This window comes from Cupriavidus sp. HY129, assembly GCF_059492215.1.
In genome coordinates this window covers 2774364-2792202 of record NZ_CP083255.1, presented here as the reverse complement: position 1 = coordinate 2792202, position 17839 = coordinate 2774364, and the positions used below count along the sequence as shown (strand labels likewise).

Here is a 17839-nt window from a genome sequence, read left to right as displayed (position 1 = left end):
TTGAAGGATCAGATCAGGCCGTTCTCATAGGCGTAGCGAATAAGGTCCGTATTGGTTTGGACGCTCAGCTTGCGCATGGCAACGGTTTTCTGACTGGAGATCGTGCTCACCGACCGCCCGAGCTTGTTGGCGATTTCGGTGAGCTGGAAGCCCTGCGCATAGAGCCGGACGACATCGAGCTCACGCAATGTCAGCTCCGTGGCTGGGGCGGCCGTGGCCGCCGCGGTGGCGCTGTCCAGCACCGCCCGAATCGACGGCGAATAGAAATGGCCGTTGCTGATGGTGACATGGATACAGGCGCGCACGATTTCGTCGAGTTCGTCTTCCTTGCTGACGAACGCGCGCGCGCCGAGCTTCATCGCGCGGCTGACCACGCCAGGGTTCGTCTGGGCGCTGACCACCACGATGCGCGTGTCCGGATGGCGCCTGTGTAGTTTGCGCAATAGATTGAATCCGTCCAGTGACGTATCGCCATGCCCCATGCTGAAGTCGGTGACGGCAACGTCGACCGGATTCTGCGTCAAGGCGTCAACCAGTTCACTGCCGTTGGTGCATTCACATGCCACCTGGAAGCCGGGAGTACGCTGCAGGCAATCTCGCAAAGCGACAACGACGAGCGGATGATCATCCGCCAGCGCCACCCGAATGGTTTTCGCAGTCATGCATCAATGTCCTTTCGCAGCCAGGCAACGCATTCGGGCGAACGCGCTGCGTGAGGGGGTTTAGCTATCTGAAAATTAGGGAAATTACTCTATATCGTATCGGCGCGAGATAGTCGTACCTGTTTAGTCGAAATTGTTTGCGATCAACTTGTGTTGTAACTGTTCGATAGCGAATGTCACTATGGCATCTCAACTGCACGAATATCGTCGCAGTCGTGATGGAGACGGGAGAGTCATGCGGAGGCGTTCGGGCAAGAGTCGTAAGGCGAAGATTCTCGCAATTAACTAATCAAACTAAAATCGTACTTCGACTGATTTTGATGGTTTCGATGCAAATAAATCGAAGGCAGGTAAGGCGATAGGTGGGACAAATCGACGATTTAGCTTGAAATTCTGCGCGACGCGGAGAGCTGACGGTCGAGCGCGGCGGACAAGTCTCCATACTGAGGGAGAAGCGTTGTGGCGCTGGTGATGAAGCTGTGACACCGTTGCGATTGAGATGGGGTGATCGCCTTGAGCATGACCGCCGCAGGATGGGAGAAAGCACCGTGGCGGGCGAGCCATGCCGGGACCTCGTCGCCGTCGCCGTCGCCGTCGCGCAAGCGCAGAAGCATCAAAAGCTCGACGGGAATGGCCTGCTCGACGGGGTGATCGAAGTCGAACAGCGAGTGGTCGGTGTCGAGCCGGCATTGGTTGACGTGTCTGTCGGCCAGCTCACGAGCCAGCGGCGCGAATGCGATATCGCTATCCTGCCAGTGCTCGACGATCTTTGAGAGTACGGCGTCACCCTTCTGGAACGTGGCTTGCGGCACACCGACCCCAAGCGCCTGACCCGCGACACCGATGATCAAGCCGGTCATGCCACTGACCGGGTGCAGGGAAGCCAGCTCGCTGCTGGTGCCGAACCAGGCTTGCAGTGCGAAGGCAGCGAGTTCGCGCCACTCCAGCGCTAGCAGCATCGCTACCTGCAGGGCCATATCGCGTTCGTATGCCTGACGGCTGTGCGGGCCACTCCATTTTTCCTTGTGGAGCGCCAGCGCATGTGTGCCGGCGATGGACTCGATGACGCCGAGTTGCAGGGAGGTCACGTTGGGGGGCGGGCATGCTTCGTCGCCGCTCAGGTCGATCGCGCGCCATTGCCGCAGCCGCCCGAGCCAGAACATCGCACGGGCGGCTCGTGGCAGCGGCACGGCATTTGGTGCGACGAGGAACGCTGAGAGTGTGTCCCGATACATCCCGTTGAGCGCTTCCGCCTGGGCCTGCGCCGTTTGCAGGATGGCTTTTCGCCGGTGTTCCGTCTCCCGTAACGTGCTGGATTTCGTCTGCATTGTGTGTCTCGCCCGTGATGAATGAGTGGATGAGCAAAAACACTACGGGCTGGGGAGTGTCGGGTCCATCGCTATTCCTTGAAATGTGCGATGTATGCCGCCGCGCCGCGAACGTCGGCTGCGTCACAATACATTCGACCAGACCATGGTCTTTCGTCGCGCGCCACTTGCCGTTGGTTTTGGTGGCATTCTCTAAGCCGCGCGTGCCAGCTGTTTACGTTGCATCGCGCCGTACAACCCCCGCATGGAGGTGTGCCATGGCAATGCGTCAATTCGCCGAGTTTCCCGCCAACGAACGTCAGGATCTCGAAGCCTTGTTCCGGCAGGTTGGTCTTGCAGCCCAGGAGTTCGAAGTTTTCGATGTAAACGGAACGTCAGCCCGTCAGGTGACGGTGCGGCGGCAGCGTACCGGCGCGGAAAGCGTCTACGAGGCCGGCCCGGGGTCGGCGTGGATCGAGGAATTCGAGAGCGATCTTGAATGCGGCCTGTTCGGGCAGGTATCTACCCAGTAATCCGCAAACGCGCACGCATTTACGTGGTCATGTAGCCGCCGGGCTCGCCTTCGGTCATCAGTGGCGTCCTCGCTCGCCACCGCGGCCGACGATCGACGCCCCGGCGATCAGTTCCGTGAGGAGTGCCAGCGATGCCGCACCGGGCATGCGGCAGGGGTCGAGTTCACCTTGCGCGGAGTACTTGAGCAGCGTCGCGGCATTGAGCTTGCCCGCGTTGACGCGCCCCATCGACCAGCCGGCGAAGGCGCGCTCGGCGATCTCTTCGTAGCTCAGCAGCACGACGTGGTGGTGGCGATCATCGCGACCGATATTCAGGAAAAGCCGAGAGACGGCTTCCCGATCACCTTCCAGCGCCTGGAGGAAGACGGTGTTGCTGTGGCACAGCACGCCGGTGATGCCATGACGCAGGTTCTGTTCCAGGCTGGTGTCGAGGATGGCATCCAGCACATCGGCGTCAAGCGGCTGTCTGGCACGGCTGGCGTAGAGCAGGCGGACTAGCATCGGTGTTCCCTCCGGGCAGCGAGTCAGCGGCGATTGAGATTCAGCAGGGTGAGAAATTCGCGGCGCAGCTTGTCGTCCTTGAGGAACGAGCCGCGCATGACACTGTTGGTCATCTTGGCATCGGTATCGCGCACGCCACGCCAGTGCATGCAGAAGTGCTCGGCTTCCATGACGATCGCCAGGCCGTCTGGATTCATCTTCTCCTGCAACAGATCGGCGATTTGCGCCACGGCTTCTTCCTGAATCTGCGGCCGGCACATGATCCATTCCGCCAGTCGCGCGTACTTGGACAGACCGATCAGATTGGAATGGCGGTTCGGCATCACCCCCACCCATAAGCTGCCGATGATCGGGCACAGGTGATGAGAGCAGGCGCTGCGCACGCGGATGGGCCCGACGATCATCAGTTCGTTGAGTTGTTCCACGTTCGGAAACTCGGTCACGTCCGGTGCCTTCGCGTAGCGTCCCGCGAAGATCTCCTTGAGATACATCTTGGCTACGCGGCGAGCGGTCTCGCGTGTGTTGTGATCCTGGTCGACGTCGATCACCAGCGTGCGTAACACCTCTTCCATGCGGGCTTCGACCTCGGCCTGCAGGGCTTCGAGTTCACCGTGCTCGATATGGCGAGAGATATTGTCGTTGGCATGGAAGCGCTCGCCGGCAGCCTCGATGCGCGCCCGAATCCGGTTGGATACGGGCGAGGCGGTGGGCGTGTGCTCGGGGCGATCGGACTGATCCTTGTGTGACATGAGTGGCCGCAGGGAGTTGGGCGTCGGCGCACGCGGTGCGCGGTGCTTCACTATATGGCAGTTGGCATTGCACCACAACCTGCAACAACCTGCTGCTGGGCATGGCCTCAGCGCAGTACCGCCAGGGCCGGGAGCAATGCCAGCGGCATGACGAGCGCACCGGTCTTCAGGAAGGTGCCGGCGCTGACCATATGACCTTCACGGCGCAGGGCGGTCAACCAGAGCAGGGTGGCCAGCGAGCCGGTAATGGACAGGTTCGGGCCCAGGTCCACACCGATCAGCACGGCAGCCGTGACGGTATCCGAAGCGTGGCCGGCCGCCAGCGCCGAGGCTGCGAACAGTCCAGCCGGCAGGTTATTGACGATGTTGCTCGTGATGCCGACGAGCACGCCTGCCGCACCGGCGCCAAGCACGGCCTCCGGCCCCTGCAGCGCGGATAGCATCCGCACCCAATGAGCCAGTTGAGCGGTCAAGCCGGTCTGGGCCAGGCCGGCAACCAGGACGAAGAGTCCGGCCACCAACGGCAGGACGCCCCAGGACACTTCCTTAAGCGCCGGGACCAGTAGTCGCGGCTGGGTGGCGCAGACGACAGTCAGGGTCAACAGACCACCGATGAACGTTGGCCAGCCGAGATCTTGCCCGTGCAGCGAGGCCGTCAACAGTGCCGCTCCGGTCAGCATGATGCCCAGCGTCGTCAGCCATGCCTGGAGCGTCAGAGGGGGCGTCGGCACGTCATTCTCGATCGGCTCGGCCAGTGCATCGCGTTGCGTCCAGTACAGGACGATGAACGTCATGGCGATGGCCACCACCGATGGCAGCGTGAAGCGTGCCAGCCAGCTGGACAGGGGCGGCATCCGGTCACCGAACAGCACGAGGTTGGCCGGATTGGAGATTGGCAGGAGAAAGCTCGCCGCATTGGCGATGAACGCGCAGGCGTAGAGATAGGGCAACGGGTGCCTGACACGTGCCGCGCGCGTCGCGGCGATGACCGCGGGCGTGAGGACGACTGCGGTGGCATCGTTCGACATGAATGCTGTCACCGCAATGCCGAAACCATAGACCAGCGCAAACAGCTTGCGCGCCGACCCTTGCGCGGCGCGCACGGCCAGCGCGGCCACATGATCGAACAGGCCCGTCTTGCGGGCGAGTTCCGAGATCAGGATCATCCCGGCCAGGAACAGATAGACGTCGTTGCCGCGTGCCACGGCTTCGAGAGCGTCGCGCCATGGCAGCAGTCCCGCCACGCATAGCACCAGCGCGCCAGCCATTGCCCAGAACGGCTCGGGCAGGCGGAAGGGCCGGAACAGCACGCCCGCCGTGGATAGCGCCGCGACGCTCCAGATCAGCGGTGTCGCGTAAGCGGGCATGTCGGCCGTGGTCACAGGCCGGAAGCAGTAGGACGTTGGGACGATACCTGCGGCGATATCTCAAGCGCTGCAGGGGTCGGCGCCGCGGCTGTCGGTGCGCCGGGAGGGTTTCCGTCGGCAGGTACGTCCGGCGTGACAGTCGGCGGCGGGAATCCAATCGATGCAAGCCCGTGGGATCCGTCCGCGTTCTCCGCGTAGGCCCAGTCGTCATTAAGGCGGGCAAGCTGCGGTGGCGTCGGGAAGCTGGCTTCTGGCGCGCCGGCCAGGCGTCCTTCCATGTAGGCAGCCCAGATGGGCAGCGCGGTGGTCGCGCCGAACTCGTGTCGGCCCAGGCTGCGATTGTCATCGAAGCCCATCCACGTCACGGTTACCACATCACCCGCGTAGCCGGCGAACCAGCCGTCGACCGAATCGTTGGTGGTGCCGGTCTTGCCGGCCACATCGTCGCGGCGCAAATAGCGTTTCACGCCGGTACCGGTACCCTCGTCCACCACGCTTTGCAGCAGGCTGTTCATCACGAACGCATTGCGCTCGGAGATCACGCGCGTCACCTCCGCTGCGTTCTGCGCGGCAAACAGCACGTTTCCGTCGCCATCCGTAATCTTGTCGATCAGATAGGGTTCGATGCGGTGGCCCTGGTTGGCGAACACACCATAGGCGGCCGCCAGTCGCAGTGGCGACGTGGTGCCCGTGCCCAGCGCAAGCGGCAGATACGGCGGCAGCCGTTTGGTGGAGAAGCCGAACTTGCCAGCGAAGTCGATCGCGTAGGGGATGCCGATGGCGCGCAGCGTGCGGATGGCAGGCAGGTTGCGCGATTCCGCGAGCGCCTGACGTACCGTGATCGGGCCGACGAAGCGATTGTCATCGTTCGACGGTTGCCAGCGCGGGTCGTCCAGCGGCGCGTCGTTGATCAGCGTGCCGGGAGAAATGCCGCGTTCCAGCGCGGCCGAATAGATGAACGGCTTGAACGTTGACCCCGGCTGGCGCTGCGCCTGCGTGGCGTGGTTGAACCGGCTCGTATCGAAACTGGCGCCGCCCACCATGGCTTCTATCGCACCGGTGCTCGCGTCGAGCGAGACCAGTGCCGCCTGGGGCAGGGCGACCTGAGCCTTCGCCGAACCGTGCCGCTTGCCGTAACTGGCCAGTCCGGCTTGCACGGCGTCGTACGCCATTGTCTGGCGCACCGACGACACCGTGGTGTAGACGTTGATGCCGCGCGTATAGGCTTCGTCGCCGAAGCGGTCGAACGCCAGTTGCCGTGCCAGTTCGGCCACGTATTCCGCGTGCCCGCTGAAACTGCCGTTGGCGTCGCGGCTCACCACGAGTTGCGCGCCGCGCGCCTCGCGATACTGGTCCTGCGTGATCATGCCCAGCGCCAGCATCCGGCCGAGCACGTACTCCTGGCGACGTTTGGCCCGCGGGTAGTTCACCTGCGGATTCATCGTCGAGGGTGCCTTGGGCAGCCCCGCCAGCATCGCGGTCTCCGCCAGAGAGAGCGACGCGAGCGGCTTGCCGAAGTACGTCTGAGCGGCGCTGCCGAAGCCGTAGGCGTGCTCGCCCAGGTAGACCTGGTTCATGTAGAGCTCAAGGACTCGGTCCTTGGGCAGCGTGCGGTCGATCTGCCATGCCAGCAGGACTTCGTACCATTTGCGGGCCAGCGTCTTTTCGCGGGACAGGTAGAAATTGCGCGCCACCTGCATCGTGATGGTGGATGCGCCCTGCGCGTAGCCCTCGCCGAGGTCTGCCAGTGCCGCGCGGACCAGGCCGGGGATGTCCACGCCAGCATGGTTGTAGAACTGGTCGTCCTCGGCCGCGAGTAGCGCCTCGGTCATCAGCTTCGGCATTTTCTCGATCGGGATGAACTCCCGATGCTCGGCGCCAAACTCGCCAATGAGAACGTCGTCGCTGGTGAACACGCGCAGCGGTACCTGGGGACGATAGTCGCGCAATGCGTCGACCGAGGGGAGTTGCCGCAGGCTGACTACCGCGGCAAAGCCGACGAGCAGGACGCCGGCGGCTCCCAGCGCCGCGACGACGCCGGCAGCCTTGACTGCAAATTTTTTCATGGCGCGCATTCTACCGTGCTGCGGGGAGCGGCAAAGGCACACCGGATTCGGTATGGTCGGAGGGAGGATGCTGTTGGGTGCGGTCTGGCGGCTGATGCGGCACTTCCCGCGCGAATTCGCACAGCGCGTGCCATGTCTCCCAACGCTCGATGATCGTGTAGTGATCGACCCCCGAAATCATCTGCAGCGCGACCGGGCCGGGCCAGGCCGCCATCAGCCGTTCAGAGCATTCGTGGGGCACGACGTCGTCGCTCTCGGCCAAAAGGACCTTGGTGCTCTGGACCACCTTCTTGCAATGCGAGATCGAATCGAAGTGATGCCGCATCAACTGACGTAGGGGCACCAGCGGAAAGCGCTTTCGCACGATCTCGAGCAGGGAATCGTACGGCGTGATCAGTTGCAGGCTTTCGAAATCCTGCAGGTCGGCAAGCTGGATCGCCACGCCGGTGCCGAGCGAGCGTCCCACCACATGCACCCGCACGCCGGGGAAGGCCCGGCGAAGATGCAGCAGGAACTGGCTGGCATCGGCAACGGCAGCCGCCTCGGAGGGCATTCCGTCCGAGTGACCGATTCCGCGATAGTCGAACGTCGCGAAGCCCATCCCGTGCGGCAGCCACTTCATGAACTGAAGCGTTTCCAGCACATCTTCGCCCCGTCCCGGCAGATAGAACAACAGGTCGCCCACGCCCTCGTGGTCGGCGTGGTAGCAGTAGCCGCGAAACTGGCCGCCCGGCACGGCATGCGAGTAGCCGACGATGCCGTCCGGCAGATCGCGCGGCGGGCGCCGGCGTGCATCGAAGAGCAGCCGTTCCTGGTTGATGGTCAGGTAGGTCCAGTAGCAGACGAAGCCTCCAGCGGTCACGAGCGTGGCGGCCAGCGTTCTGCGCAGGAGTGAAAACATGGGGGCGAAGGGTTGGTCACGGGCGAACGATCTTGCCCAGCCTAACCGAAAAATGGGTAACGCGGCGTTGGACCGGGCCGGGTGCCCGCGAGTTCTTGTACGATATGCCGCATATCGAATCCAGGCCCAGGAGGGCTGTTGCGCATGAACGACGAACAGAAGCGCGCCGAAGAAGCGCAAGCCATGGAGCGTGTGGTCAATGCCACGCGCCAGGTCCAGGTGGCGTTTACCGCCCTGCTGAGCCAGTATCCCCCGCAGGGCGCCGGCAAGCCGTCGAAGCTTGCGCTGCAAACCTTCGACGCGGCCCTGCAGGGTCTTGAAGACGCCCAGGCTGGCTTCGACGAGATCCTCAACGACCTGCTCGACGGCAACCGCTGACGCGTCTCACTCCAGCGTGAATCGCGCCTCGCGCACCGAGGCTGAATCCAGGCCGATCTGAAGATTGAAATCGCCCGGTTCGGCCACGTATTCGAGGCGCGCGTTATAGAACTTGAGCGTGTCCTCGGTGACGGGGAATTCAATCGCGTGCGATTCGCCGGGCGCGAGCATCACCTTGCGGAATCCCTTGAGTTCCTTGACCGGGCGCACGACCGATGCGGTCACGTCCTGCACGTAGAACTGCACTACCGTTTCCCCGGCGTACTTGCCGGTGTTCTTCACGGTCACGCTGGCGTTGATCGTCCCGTTGCGGGCCAGTTTCGAGCTCGACAGCCGGATATCGGACACGCTGAACGTCGTGTAGCTCAGACCGTAGCCGAACGGGTAGAGCGGGCCGGATTCTTCCTCGAAGTACTGAGATGTGTAGTTGGCCGGCTTGCCTGGCGTGAACGGCCGGCCAATGCGCAGGTGGTTGTAGTACGTCGGAATCTGGCCGATCGAGCGCGGGAACGAGACCGGCAGCTTGCCCGACGGGTTTTCGTCCCCGAACAGTACGTCCGCGACCGCGTGGCCGCCTTCGGTACCGGCGTACCAGGTCTCGAGCATCGCGTCAGCGTTGTCCTTCTCCCAGTTGACCGTCAGGGGGCGGCCGTTCATCAGTACCACCACCAGCGGCTTGCCGGTGGTCTTCAGCGCCTTGAGCAGTGCCTCCTGGCTGCCCGGCAGCGACAGGCTCGTGCGGCTCGAGGCTTCATGAGACATGCCGCGCGACTCACCCACGGCCACGACGATCGCGTCGGCATCGCGTGCCGCGCGTACCGCCTCGTCGATCATCTCTCCCGGCGAGCGCTTGTCCTGCACCACCTCGGGGCTGTCCCAGTTCAGGAAGTTCAGATAGCCGACCACGCGGGCGTCGTCGGTCACGTTGGCGCCGCGCGCGTATATCACCTCGCCCTTGCCGGCCAGCGCGTCGCGCATACCCTGCAGCAGCGAGACGGATTGACGAGGCTTGCCCGCAGCGGACCAGCTACCCAGGATGTCGATCTGCGCGTCGGCCAGCGGGCCGATCACGGCCACCTTGCCTGACTTGCGCAGCGGCAGCGTCTGGTTGCGGTTTTCCAGCAGCACGATGGACTTGCGGGCGGCCTCACGTGCTTCGGCACGGTGCAGGCGGCTCTCCGCGTCGACATCGGCCGGGTCCTGGGCCGCCACACCGATACGGCGGAACGGGTCGGCGAACAGGCCCATGTCGTACTTCGCGCCAAGCACCTCGCGCACGGCATCGTCGATCAGCGCTACCGGCACGGCACCCGATTTCACGAGGGTCGGCAGTTGTTCCAGATAGCGCGTGTCCGCCATGCTGATGTCGACACCGGCTTCGATGGCCAGCTTAGCGGCCTCGCGGCCGTTGCTGGCCACGCCGTGGCGCAGCAGTTCGTCGATCGCGCCGTGGTCACTGACCGTGACGCCCTTGAAGCCCCATTCCTTGCGCAGCAGGTCGCGCAGCAGCCATCTGTTGGACGTGGCGGGTTGGCCGTTGATCGAATTCAGCGCGATCATCACGCCGCCGGCGCCCGCGTCCAGACCCGCGCGGTAGGGCGGCAGGTAGTCCTGGTACATGCGCTGCAGGCTCATGTCCACGGTGTTGTAGTCACGCCCACCCTCTACTGCGCCGTACAGCGCGAAATGCTTGACGAAGGCCATCAGGCTGTCGGCATTGGCCGGGGACGTGCCCTGGAAGCCCTTGACGCTTGCGCGCGCGCATTGCGATACCAGATACGGGTCCTCGCCGAATCCTTCCGAGGTGCGGCCCCAGCGCGGATCGCGCGAGATGTCGACCATTGGCGCGAACGTGGCGTCGATGCCATCTGCGGCGGCTTCTACGGCTGAAATCCGCGCGGTCTTTTCCACCAGATCCATATCCCAACTCGATGCCAGGCCAAGGCTGATCGGGAACACGGTGCGATGACCGTGGACCACGTCGTAGGCGAAGAACATCGGAATCTTCAGCCGGCTCTGCGTGACTGCCGCATTCTGCAGCGGGCGGTTCTCCGCTTGCGTGATGGAGTTGAACGTGCCGCCCACGCGGCCTGCCGCGATTTCCTTGATGAGCTGCGGCTGTGGCATCTCGGGCCCGATGCTGATCAGGCGGAGCTGGCCGATCTTCTCGTCGAGCGTCATCCGGCCGATCAGATCGGCGATGAGCGCCTGCTTGTCGGACTTGCTGGTGGCATGGACGTCCGCCGCGTAGGCTGACGAAACGGAGGTTGGCGCAATCAAGGGCGCGCAGGCAAAGCCAGCCGCGAGGGCCAGCATGGAAAGCATTCGCATGTTGCTTTTGTCTCTGATGGGCGGATTGCCGTAGCCTCGTCCGGCAATAATGCGGCACGGAGGATGACCCGGCTGTCGCCATGTGTCTGACAGGCTAGTCAGGCGAAATGGGTTATTTTTGTGAACTGCGCCGCAAGTCTACAGCCTTATACGCCATACACTGGCAATCTTGTGGCCTTTGATCGATGTCTGTACCTGGAGGGTTTTGTGGTTCTTGCCGTCTTTGCCGCGTCTTTGCGTAACAGGATGAAACTTCTCTTGCCGGGGCTTGTGTTTGCCGGGTGCCTTGTCGGCGTGTCGCCGGCCGCCCATGCCTTTTCGCTCGACGACGTGACCGCGCGTGCCAAGAAACTGGCGGAGCAGCCTTATGCGGCGCCGGTCAGCAACCTGCCGCCGGTGTTTGCCCAGATGCAGTTCGCCGACTACATCAAGATCCAGCCGAAGCTGGATCATCTGGCTTGGAACGACCAGGGCACACCGTTCCGCCTGGGCTTCTATCACCAGGGCATGCAATTCAGCTCGCCGGTCCGCATTAGCGAAATCGTCGGCGGCAAGGTCCAGGAGATTCGCTACGACGCAAGCCGCTTCGACTTCGGCGATCTGAAGCTGGACCGCGCGGCGACGAACAAGCTGGGCTATGCCGGCTTTCGCGTGCTGTATCCGGTCAACCGGGCCGACAAGCTCGACGAGGTCATGAGCGTGCTTGGCGCCAGCTATTTCCGCGTGATCGGCAAGGGGCAGGTTTATGGCCTGTCGAGCCGTGGTCTGGCCATCAATACGGGTCTGTCCGAGCCAGAGGAATTCCCGGCCTTCCGCGAGTTCTGGATCGAGCGGCCGAACCCGCAGGACAAGCGAGTCGTGTTCTACGCGCTGCTCGATTCGAAGAGCGCCACGGGCGCCTATCGCTTCGAACTCCATCCGGCCGAGGACGCGACACTCAAGGTGCAGGCGCGCGTCTTCATGCGTGGCCCGGTGACGAAGGTTGGCATCGCTCCGCTGACCAGCATGTTCCTGTTCGGGCCGAACCAGCAGCGCGACGCCAACAACTTCCGCCCGGCGTTGCACGATTCGAATGGCCTGGCCATCCACACCGGAGACGGGGAATGGCTGTGGCGGCCACTGAACAACCCGAAGCACGTGGCGCTGAGCACGTTCGCAGTCAACAATCCGCGCGGCTTTGGCCTGTTGCAGCGCGGGCGGGAGTTCTCGGCCTACGAAGACCTGAAGGACCGCTACGATCTGCGCCCGAGCGCGTGGATCGAGCCGCAGGGTGACTGGGGCAAGGGCAAGGTCGAACTGGTGGAGATTCCCACGCCTGACGAGACCAACGACAACATCGTCGCGTTCTGGACGCCGGACCAGCTGCCGCCAAAGGGGCAGCCGATTCGCGCCGACTACACCATGCACTGGACCATGGACGAGCGCGCGATCTTTGCGAAAGACCTTGCATGGGTCAAGCAGACGATGCGGACTGCGGGCGAGATCACGCAGGCCAACCTGATTCGCCATCTCGACGGCAGCCTTGGATTCGTGATCGACTTTGAAGGCCCGGTGCTGGCGAATCTGCCGCCGAACACGCCGGTGCAGCCGTCGTTCAGCGTCAGCGACAACGCGGAAGTGATCGAGAATGTGATCCAGCCGAATCCCGTGACCAAGGGCTATCGTGTGACGCTGCGCATCAAGGTCAAGGACCCGAAGAAGGTGGTGGAAATGCGCGAGGCGCTGGTATCGAACGGCAAGGTGCTTAGCGAGACCTGGAGCTACCAGATTCCGCCCGACACGGTGAATCAGGTCGTGTCGGGACAGACGGTGCGCTAGGCGTAGCCAGTGTCAGCGGCGGCCCATCTGTGCCCGCAATGGTTTGAGCAGATGGGCCAGGCCGTTGTGGTCGAGCTCGTGCATCAGTGCCAGCAGACGGCCGATTTCCCCCGGAGGAAAGCCCTCCCGGGCAAACCAGTTCAGGTAGTTGCCCGGCAGGTCGGCGATCAGCGTGCCCTTGTGCTTGCCGAAGGGCATTTCGCGTGTCACGAGCAGGAGTAGGGATTCGCTGTCCGGCAACATGATGGCGATCTCCGGGAATGGTCGAGCGCGCATTGTAGCGCCGGCAGCGGCCTGCCAGCCTTGGCTGACCGCGCTACCTGTCTCCCGTCGCCCAGTCGATCGCGGCATCGAATAGCTTGATGCCCGCGCCGGACAGGTTCGTGAACGTATCGTTGCCGAGGAAGAACATCACGCGACGGGCGGGCGCAAGCGACTCGTAGTCCATCGTTGCCCCTTTCTCGTAGGTGAAGATCGCCGCTTTCTCGGGCTGCCCGTAGAGCGTGGCGATGATGCTGGCGCCGAGTCCGGGCTTGCCCCAGTTCATCGCCGCCTGTTTCCGATACACGTTCGTGGCGCCAGCCGGCAGCCCTGCCGCGACGGGATGTGGGGCGTTGACCAGCCACACAAAGCGCTCGCGTCGGGATTCGCCGTAATCAGTGTCCAGATGCTTGCCTGTCATGGCCAGATCGTCCAGCAGGTCGCCCTCCCAGGTCAGCAGCGGCACCGCCAATTCGCGCCAGCCCGCGCCGACCTGCTTCGCGGAGATCGTTGACGACAGGATCACGAGGCGGACGTCACCTGCGTTCGATGCCGGGGTGTCCTGGTTCAGCATCCTGACGGTGAATCCGCGTCCTTCCAGGTGGAGGCGGATATTCTGGTCGACGTCGGCATTCGGCCCATTGGTTTGCATGACCAGCGCGACGGTGCCGCGCGACGCGGTGGCCGCAAGGGTATTGGACGCCATGCCGCAAGTAGCGAGCATGGCGCCGATCGTAAGCGTGCGGCGGAGCAGGGAAACTGGCATCGTGAATCCTTAGAACTCGAAAGTGGTCAGCAACGTGACCTGACGTGGGTCGCCGACGGCGACTGCATACTGGTTGACCGCCGACGGGTAGTACACGCGGTTGAACAGGTTCTTGACGTTCAGCTGCATACGCATCTTTTGCCCGCCGACCCGCGTTTCGTACGTGGCGAAGGCATCGAACACCGTATAGGCTGGCAGCCAGAAGCTGTTGGCCGAATCGCCGGGACGATTGCCGACGTAGTGCGCGCCACCGCCGAGCCGGAGGCGGTCACCCCCGAAAATTTCGCCGAAGTCGTAGACCGCCGACAGCGCGGCCGTGTGCTGCGCAACGTTCCAGAGCCGGTTGCCGGCGTACTTGGGGTCTTCGGTGGTCTTGGCGTCGATATAGGCGTAGCTGGCAATCACGTTCCAGCGCCGGCCGATCTGGCCGGTTACGTCGAGTTCCACGCCGCTCGATCGTGCGCGCCCCGATGTGCGCCAGTCGGTCAGTCCGGTGGTCGGGTTGAACTGCGAGACGAGCACGTTGCGCTTGTCGATGTTGAACAGCGCCAGCGTGCCGCTCAGCCCGCTGGCCAGATCGACCTTGCCACCGAGTTCCCAGGATTGGGCCTGTTCCGGGGCGATCGACGCGTCGATCACCGCGCCACCGCTGAGCGGTGCGATCGTCGAATTCGGCTTCAGCGATTGCGTATAGCTACCGTAGAGGGAAAGCGCCGGCGTCCATTTGTAGACGATGCCGGCGCGCGGCAGCCACTTCTGGTCCGAGATATCCGTGTTCGTGACGAACGGTCGGCCGCGTCCGGCTACCTGGCTGTAGCTCAGGTAGCGTGCGCCGCCGACCAGGATCCATTTGTCCGTCAGGTACAGGCTGTCCTGGAAGAACAGCGACGTGGCGTGCAGGGTGTCGGTCTGGTCGCTGTCGCTCGCTGATATCGTGGTGGATGGCGTCTCGCGGCCATAGACCGGATTCCAGAAGTTGAATGGTGCGGCAGCCTTCTGGCGCAGCATGTTCTGTCGATAGACGCGACGGTATTCGCTGTCCATGCCCAGCTGCAGTTCGTTGCGCAAGCTGGCCACGCGGAAATTGCCGCTGACGTACGCCACGCCGTAGCTGTCGGTGCTCAACGCGCCGTCCGTGGCATCGTTGCGGCGAATGACGGCGCCAGTGACGGGGTTCAGCCCGGTATTGCGCAACTGGCCGGCGTCATAGCCTTCGCGGTTGTAGCTGTAGCCGAAATGGGCCCGCCAGTCCGTATTGAACTGATGGTCGACGGTCAGTTGCGCGAGGTGCGATTCGCCATGCATTTCATTGAGCGGATCGTCGATGCGCTGGCGGCTTGGAATCGGCAGCGGTGCCATCGTGCGCGGATCAAGCGCCGTGCCGCGATCGAATGGATAGAGGAACTTGCGGTACTCGTACGACAGATTGACCTGGGTGTCCTGGCCATACCAGGCGATCGAAGGCGCGATCAACGTCTCGCGGCGCTCGCCGAAATTGCGCCAGTACGATTCGTCGACGTAGTCGGCCACCAGCCGGTAGGCCAGTCCGGTGGTGCCAATGCCGCCCGTGGTGTCGATCGTGCCGCCTGCGCCGTTCTTGCCATGCCCGTAGGTGGTGCCCAACAGCGAGAGCGAGGTGGAACGCTGCAGCGACGGGCGTTTGCTAACGATGTTGATCACGCCGCCCGGATCCATGATGCCGTAGAGCAGTGACGCGGGTCCCTTGAGTACTTCGACGCTATCGGCATTGGCGTTGAGACTGCGGCCTTGTACCAGCGGCATGCCATTGCGCATGATGGAGCCGTCGCGGTTGTCGCCAAAGCCGCGCTTCATGACGGCGTCCATCGTGCCGGCCAGCGTGTTGCCCTGCGTGATGCCGCTGATGTTGTTGACGGCGTCGTCGAGGTTGCGTGGCCGTTGGTCGGCCATGACCTGCGCCGGCACGACATTGACGGCCTGCGGGGTATCCAGCAACGGTACGTCCGACCGAAGCACCGATGTGGTGGGCGGCGCGCGATAGCTCTCGGCGTCGGCACTGACCGTGACAGGCGGCAGCGCGGCCACGTGGCCATCGGTGGCGGGCTGGCTCTCGGCCTGGGTGACCTTGCGTGTCAGCACGTAGCTGCCGTTGGCCTGTGGCGACGCGGCGAGGCCGGTGCCTTGCAGGATCGTATCGAGTCCGTCGCGCACACTGTACTGGCCCCGGAGGCCCGGACTCTGGTGGTTGGCGGCCTGTTCGGGCGTGAATGCCAGCAGGATGCCGGCTTCGCGGCCAAAGCGATTCAGCGTGGCCTGCAACGGCCCGGCAGGAATGTCAAAGGTGCGAAGCGACGACGTCGCCTGCGTGGACGTGCCCTGTGCCATGACATCGATGGCCGACAGGGCGCCGGCGCCGTATAGGGCGGCCAGCAGGAGCGTGTGTTTCAGAACAACGGTGGAGCGGCGGCGCGGCAGCGCCAGGATTCGGGATGGCATGGATTCGACGGCGGGAGAGGCGTGAAAGTAGGACTCATCTCCTATGTCACGCGAGAATCCAGAACAGACCACTCCTTGGCGGAAAAAACGAAAAATCAGGCGGGAAGGACCGTTGTCCAGTAGCGCGTCAGGAATTGGATGCGCACGGGCAGGGCGGTGCGAAGGGCATCGAGGATGCGATCGGTATCCGCTATCGGAAAGGTGCCTGACACGCGCAGATCCGCTACGTCTGGCGCGCAGCGCAGCCGCCCAGGTCGATAGCGGTCGACCTCGGCGAGGAAATCCGCCAGGCGCATGTCCGTGGCGACGATCATGCCGTCGGTCCAGGCGGTATCGCTCTCGGGTAGCGGCGTGGGGGCATCGACGCTCGTCGGGGTGAATCGTGCCTGCTTGCCTGCGGCGATGATGCGTCCGCCCGTAGGGTCTGCCTGTGGCCGAACCGCGACGGCGCCTTCGGTGACACCAATCCAGCCGGCGTCACCCGATACGCGCACCGCGAATCGGGTGCCCATTGGGCGCAGCGTGGCCGAGGCGGTTGCGACGATGAATGGGCGCGATGACCAGTGTCGATCCGGGGCTGTCTGGACATGGATCTCGCCACGTCGCAGGACAACGCGCCGTTCGGTGGACGTGAAGGCGATATCGATGGCGGTATCGGTATTGAGTCTGACCTGCGTGCCGTCCGCGAGCGACAGAAGACGTTGCTCACCCACGGCCGTATGGACATCGGCCAGCCAGTCCTGCAACGGCGCGTGATCTCGCGCAGCCCATGCTGCCGCGCCGCCGGTGAAGGCAACCACTAGCGCCTGGACGGCCCGGCGGCGACTCGCGGAGCGCGGCGGAGTCAGCGCCGCGTGCGCGACGGCCGTGGTCAGTGGCGATGCGACGTCGCGTAATCGCGCATTCACTGCCTCGATTCGCGCCCAGGCGCGCGCGTGATCGGGATGCTGAGAGAGCCAATGGCGCCACGCGGCGTGGGATGCCTCATCCGTTTCACTGCCTTGCAGCGTTACCAGCCATTCCACTGCGGCGCGTGCCACGTGCGGTGGTATCCCCAGATCTTGCGCGCTCATGCGAGGGACATCGCGAAGTAGCACTGCGCGCCGGCGCGAACCAGATGGCGCTTGACCGTCGTCACCGAGATTCGCAAGGCGGATGCAATATCGGCCTGGCTCAGGCCTTCGAGCTGCGCCATCAGGAACGCGCGCTTGACTACCACAGGCAATCCGTCGAGCCGTTCAGCGATGTCGTTGAGGGTTTCCAGCAGGATCGCGCGTTCTTCCTCGGAAGGAGTCAGTGCGGCCGGCCGGCTGGCGAGGGCTTCCAGATACGCCTGCTCGAGCTTCTCGCGCCGCCACTGATTGGCCAGCACCCGTTGGGCGACGGTCGTCAGGAACGCGCGGGGTTCGGCGATCGCCAGGGCTTCCTCACGCGCCAGCAAACGTATGAAGGTGTCATGCGCGAGATCGGCGGAGCGGTGCCAGCAGCCGATCTTGCGATGCAGCCAGCCGAGCAGCCAGCGATGGTGGCCGCTGTAGAGCGCTTGGATATCGTGATGTGGACCAGCGTCGGCGGCCATCGTCCATTCCTTGTCGCCCGACGGGCCGGCGGAGGTGAGCTTGTTTGTAAATGAGAATCGTTATTGTATGGATTGCCGCGATGTCATGCAATGCTCGGAGTGGCGTAGCTACCACGCCGAGTGTCTGGCTGCGCCTGGGGGGCAC

The 17839-nt window shown here is 63.8% G+C and carries 16 protein-coding genes; 3 read left to right on the top strand and 13 right to left on the bottom strand.

What is annotated here, in order from left to right:
* Positions 1–8 precede the first annotated feature (8 nt).
* Positions 9–662, bottom strand: coding sequence for a response regulator (locus K6G35_RS28905; RefSeq protein ID WP_008643854.1), 654 nt, complete (start codon positions 660–662; stop codon positions 9–11).
* 380 nt (positions 663–1042) lie between these two features.
* A complete protein-coding gene (locus K6G35_RS28900) occupies positions 1043–1990 on the bottom strand; it encodes a hypothetical protein (protein WP_495676757.1) in 948 nt (315 codons plus the stop codon).
* Positions 1991–2247: 257 nt separating this feature from the next.
* Here K6G35_RS28900 and K6G35_RS28895 point away from each other — a divergent pair, with 257 nt between their 5' ends.
* On the top strand, positions 2248–2502 hold the full coding sequence (locus K6G35_RS28895; RefSeq protein ID WP_008643850.1) for a hypothetical protein: 255 nt from the start codon (positions 2248–2250) through the stop codon (positions 2500–2502).
* 57 nt (positions 2503–2559) lie between these two features.
* On the opposite strand, the gene K6G35_RS28890 is transcribed toward K6G35_RS28895, so the two are convergent.
* The 5 genes from K6G35_RS28890 to K6G35_RS28870 form a co-directional block, all read right to left on the bottom strand.
* Positions 2560–3003: a BLUF domain-containing protein gene (locus K6G35_RS28890; RefSeq protein WP_008643847.1), complete on the bottom strand. Its 444-nt coding sequence runs from the start codon at positions 3001–3003 to the stop codon at positions 2560–2562.
* Between the two features lie 23 nt (positions 3004–3026).
* Positions 3027–3752 carry a GTP cyclohydrolase I gene (gene folE, locus K6G35_RS28885; RefSeq protein WP_008643845.1) on the bottom strand — a complete coding sequence of 242 codons (726 nt, stop codon included), beginning with the start codon at positions 3750–3752 and terminating at the stop codon, positions 3027–3029.
* Between the two features lie 107 nt (positions 3753–3859).
* Positions 3860–5119, bottom strand: coding sequence for an arsenic transporter (locus K6G35_RS28880; protein ID WP_040010938.1), 1260 nt, complete (start codon positions 5117–5119; stop codon positions 3860–3862).
* Positions 5120–5130: 11 nt separating this feature from the next.
* Positions 5131–7194, bottom strand: a complete 2064-nt coding sequence (locus K6G35_RS28875) for a penicillin-binding protein 1A (protein ID WP_008643842.1) — start codon at positions 7192–7194, stop codon at positions 5131–5133.
* Between the two features lies 1 nt (position 7195).
* Positions 7196–8086, bottom strand: coding sequence for an alpha/beta hydrolase (locus K6G35_RS28870; protein ID WP_008643840.1), 891 nt, complete (start codon positions 8084–8086; stop codon positions 7196–7198).
* A 144-nt stretch (positions 8087–8230) separates the two neighbouring features.
* Between K6G35_RS28870 and K6G35_RS28865 the strand changes: the two genes are divergently transcribed.
* A complete protein-coding gene (locus K6G35_RS28865; protein ID WP_008643838.1) occupies positions 8231–8464 on the top strand; it encodes a hypothetical protein in 234 nt (77 codons plus the stop codon).
* 6 nt (positions 8465–8470) lie between these two features.
* On the opposite strand, the gene bglX is transcribed toward K6G35_RS28865, so the two are convergent.
* Positions 8471–10795 carry a beta-glucosidase BglX gene (gene bglX, locus K6G35_RS28860; RefSeq protein WP_495676756.1) on the bottom strand — a complete coding sequence of 775 codons (2325 nt, stop codon included), beginning with the start codon at positions 10793–10795 and terminating at the stop codon, positions 8471–8473.
* A gap of 246 nt (positions 10796–11041) precedes the next feature.
* On the opposite strand from bglX, the gene K6G35_RS28855 reads away from it, so the two are divergent.
* Positions 11042–12613, top strand: a complete 1572-nt coding sequence (locus K6G35_RS28855; RefSeq protein WP_193750033.1) for a glucan biosynthesis protein — start codon at positions 11042–11044, stop codon at positions 12611–12613.
* A gap of 12 nt (positions 12614–12625) precedes the next feature.
* On the opposite strand, the gene K6G35_RS28850 is transcribed toward K6G35_RS28855, so the two are convergent.
* The 5 genes from K6G35_RS28850 to K6G35_RS28830 form a co-directional block, all read right to left on the bottom strand.
* Positions 12626–12856, bottom strand: a complete 231-nt coding sequence (locus K6G35_RS28850) for a DUF3820 family protein (protein WP_008643829.1) — start codon at positions 12854–12856, stop codon at positions 12626–12628.
* A gap of 73 nt (positions 12857–12929) precedes the next feature.
* Positions 12930–13640, bottom strand: coding sequence for a hypothetical protein (locus K6G35_RS28845; RefSeq protein WP_008643828.1), 711 nt, complete (start codon positions 13638–13640; stop codon positions 12930–12932).
* A 9-nt stretch (positions 13641–13649) separates the two neighbouring features.
* A complete protein-coding gene (locus K6G35_RS28840; protein ID WP_495676755.1) occupies positions 13650–16115 on the bottom strand; it encodes a TonB-dependent siderophore receptor in 2466 nt (821 codons plus the stop codon).
* A gap of 95 nt (positions 16116–16210) precedes the next feature.
* Complete coding sequence (locus K6G35_RS28835; RefSeq protein ID WP_495676754.1) at positions 16211–17188, bottom strand: FecR domain-containing protein; 978 nt, start codon at positions 17186–17188, stop codon at positions 16211–16213.
* On the bottom strand, positions 17185–17694 hold the full coding sequence (locus K6G35_RS28830) for a sigma-70 family RNA polymerase sigma factor (RefSeq protein ID WP_008647973.1): 510 nt from the start codon (positions 17692–17694) through the stop codon (positions 17185–17187). The genes K6G35_RS28835 and K6G35_RS28830 overlap by 4 nt, the downstream gene beginning before the upstream one ends.
* Positions 17695–17839 lie beyond the last annotated feature (145 nt).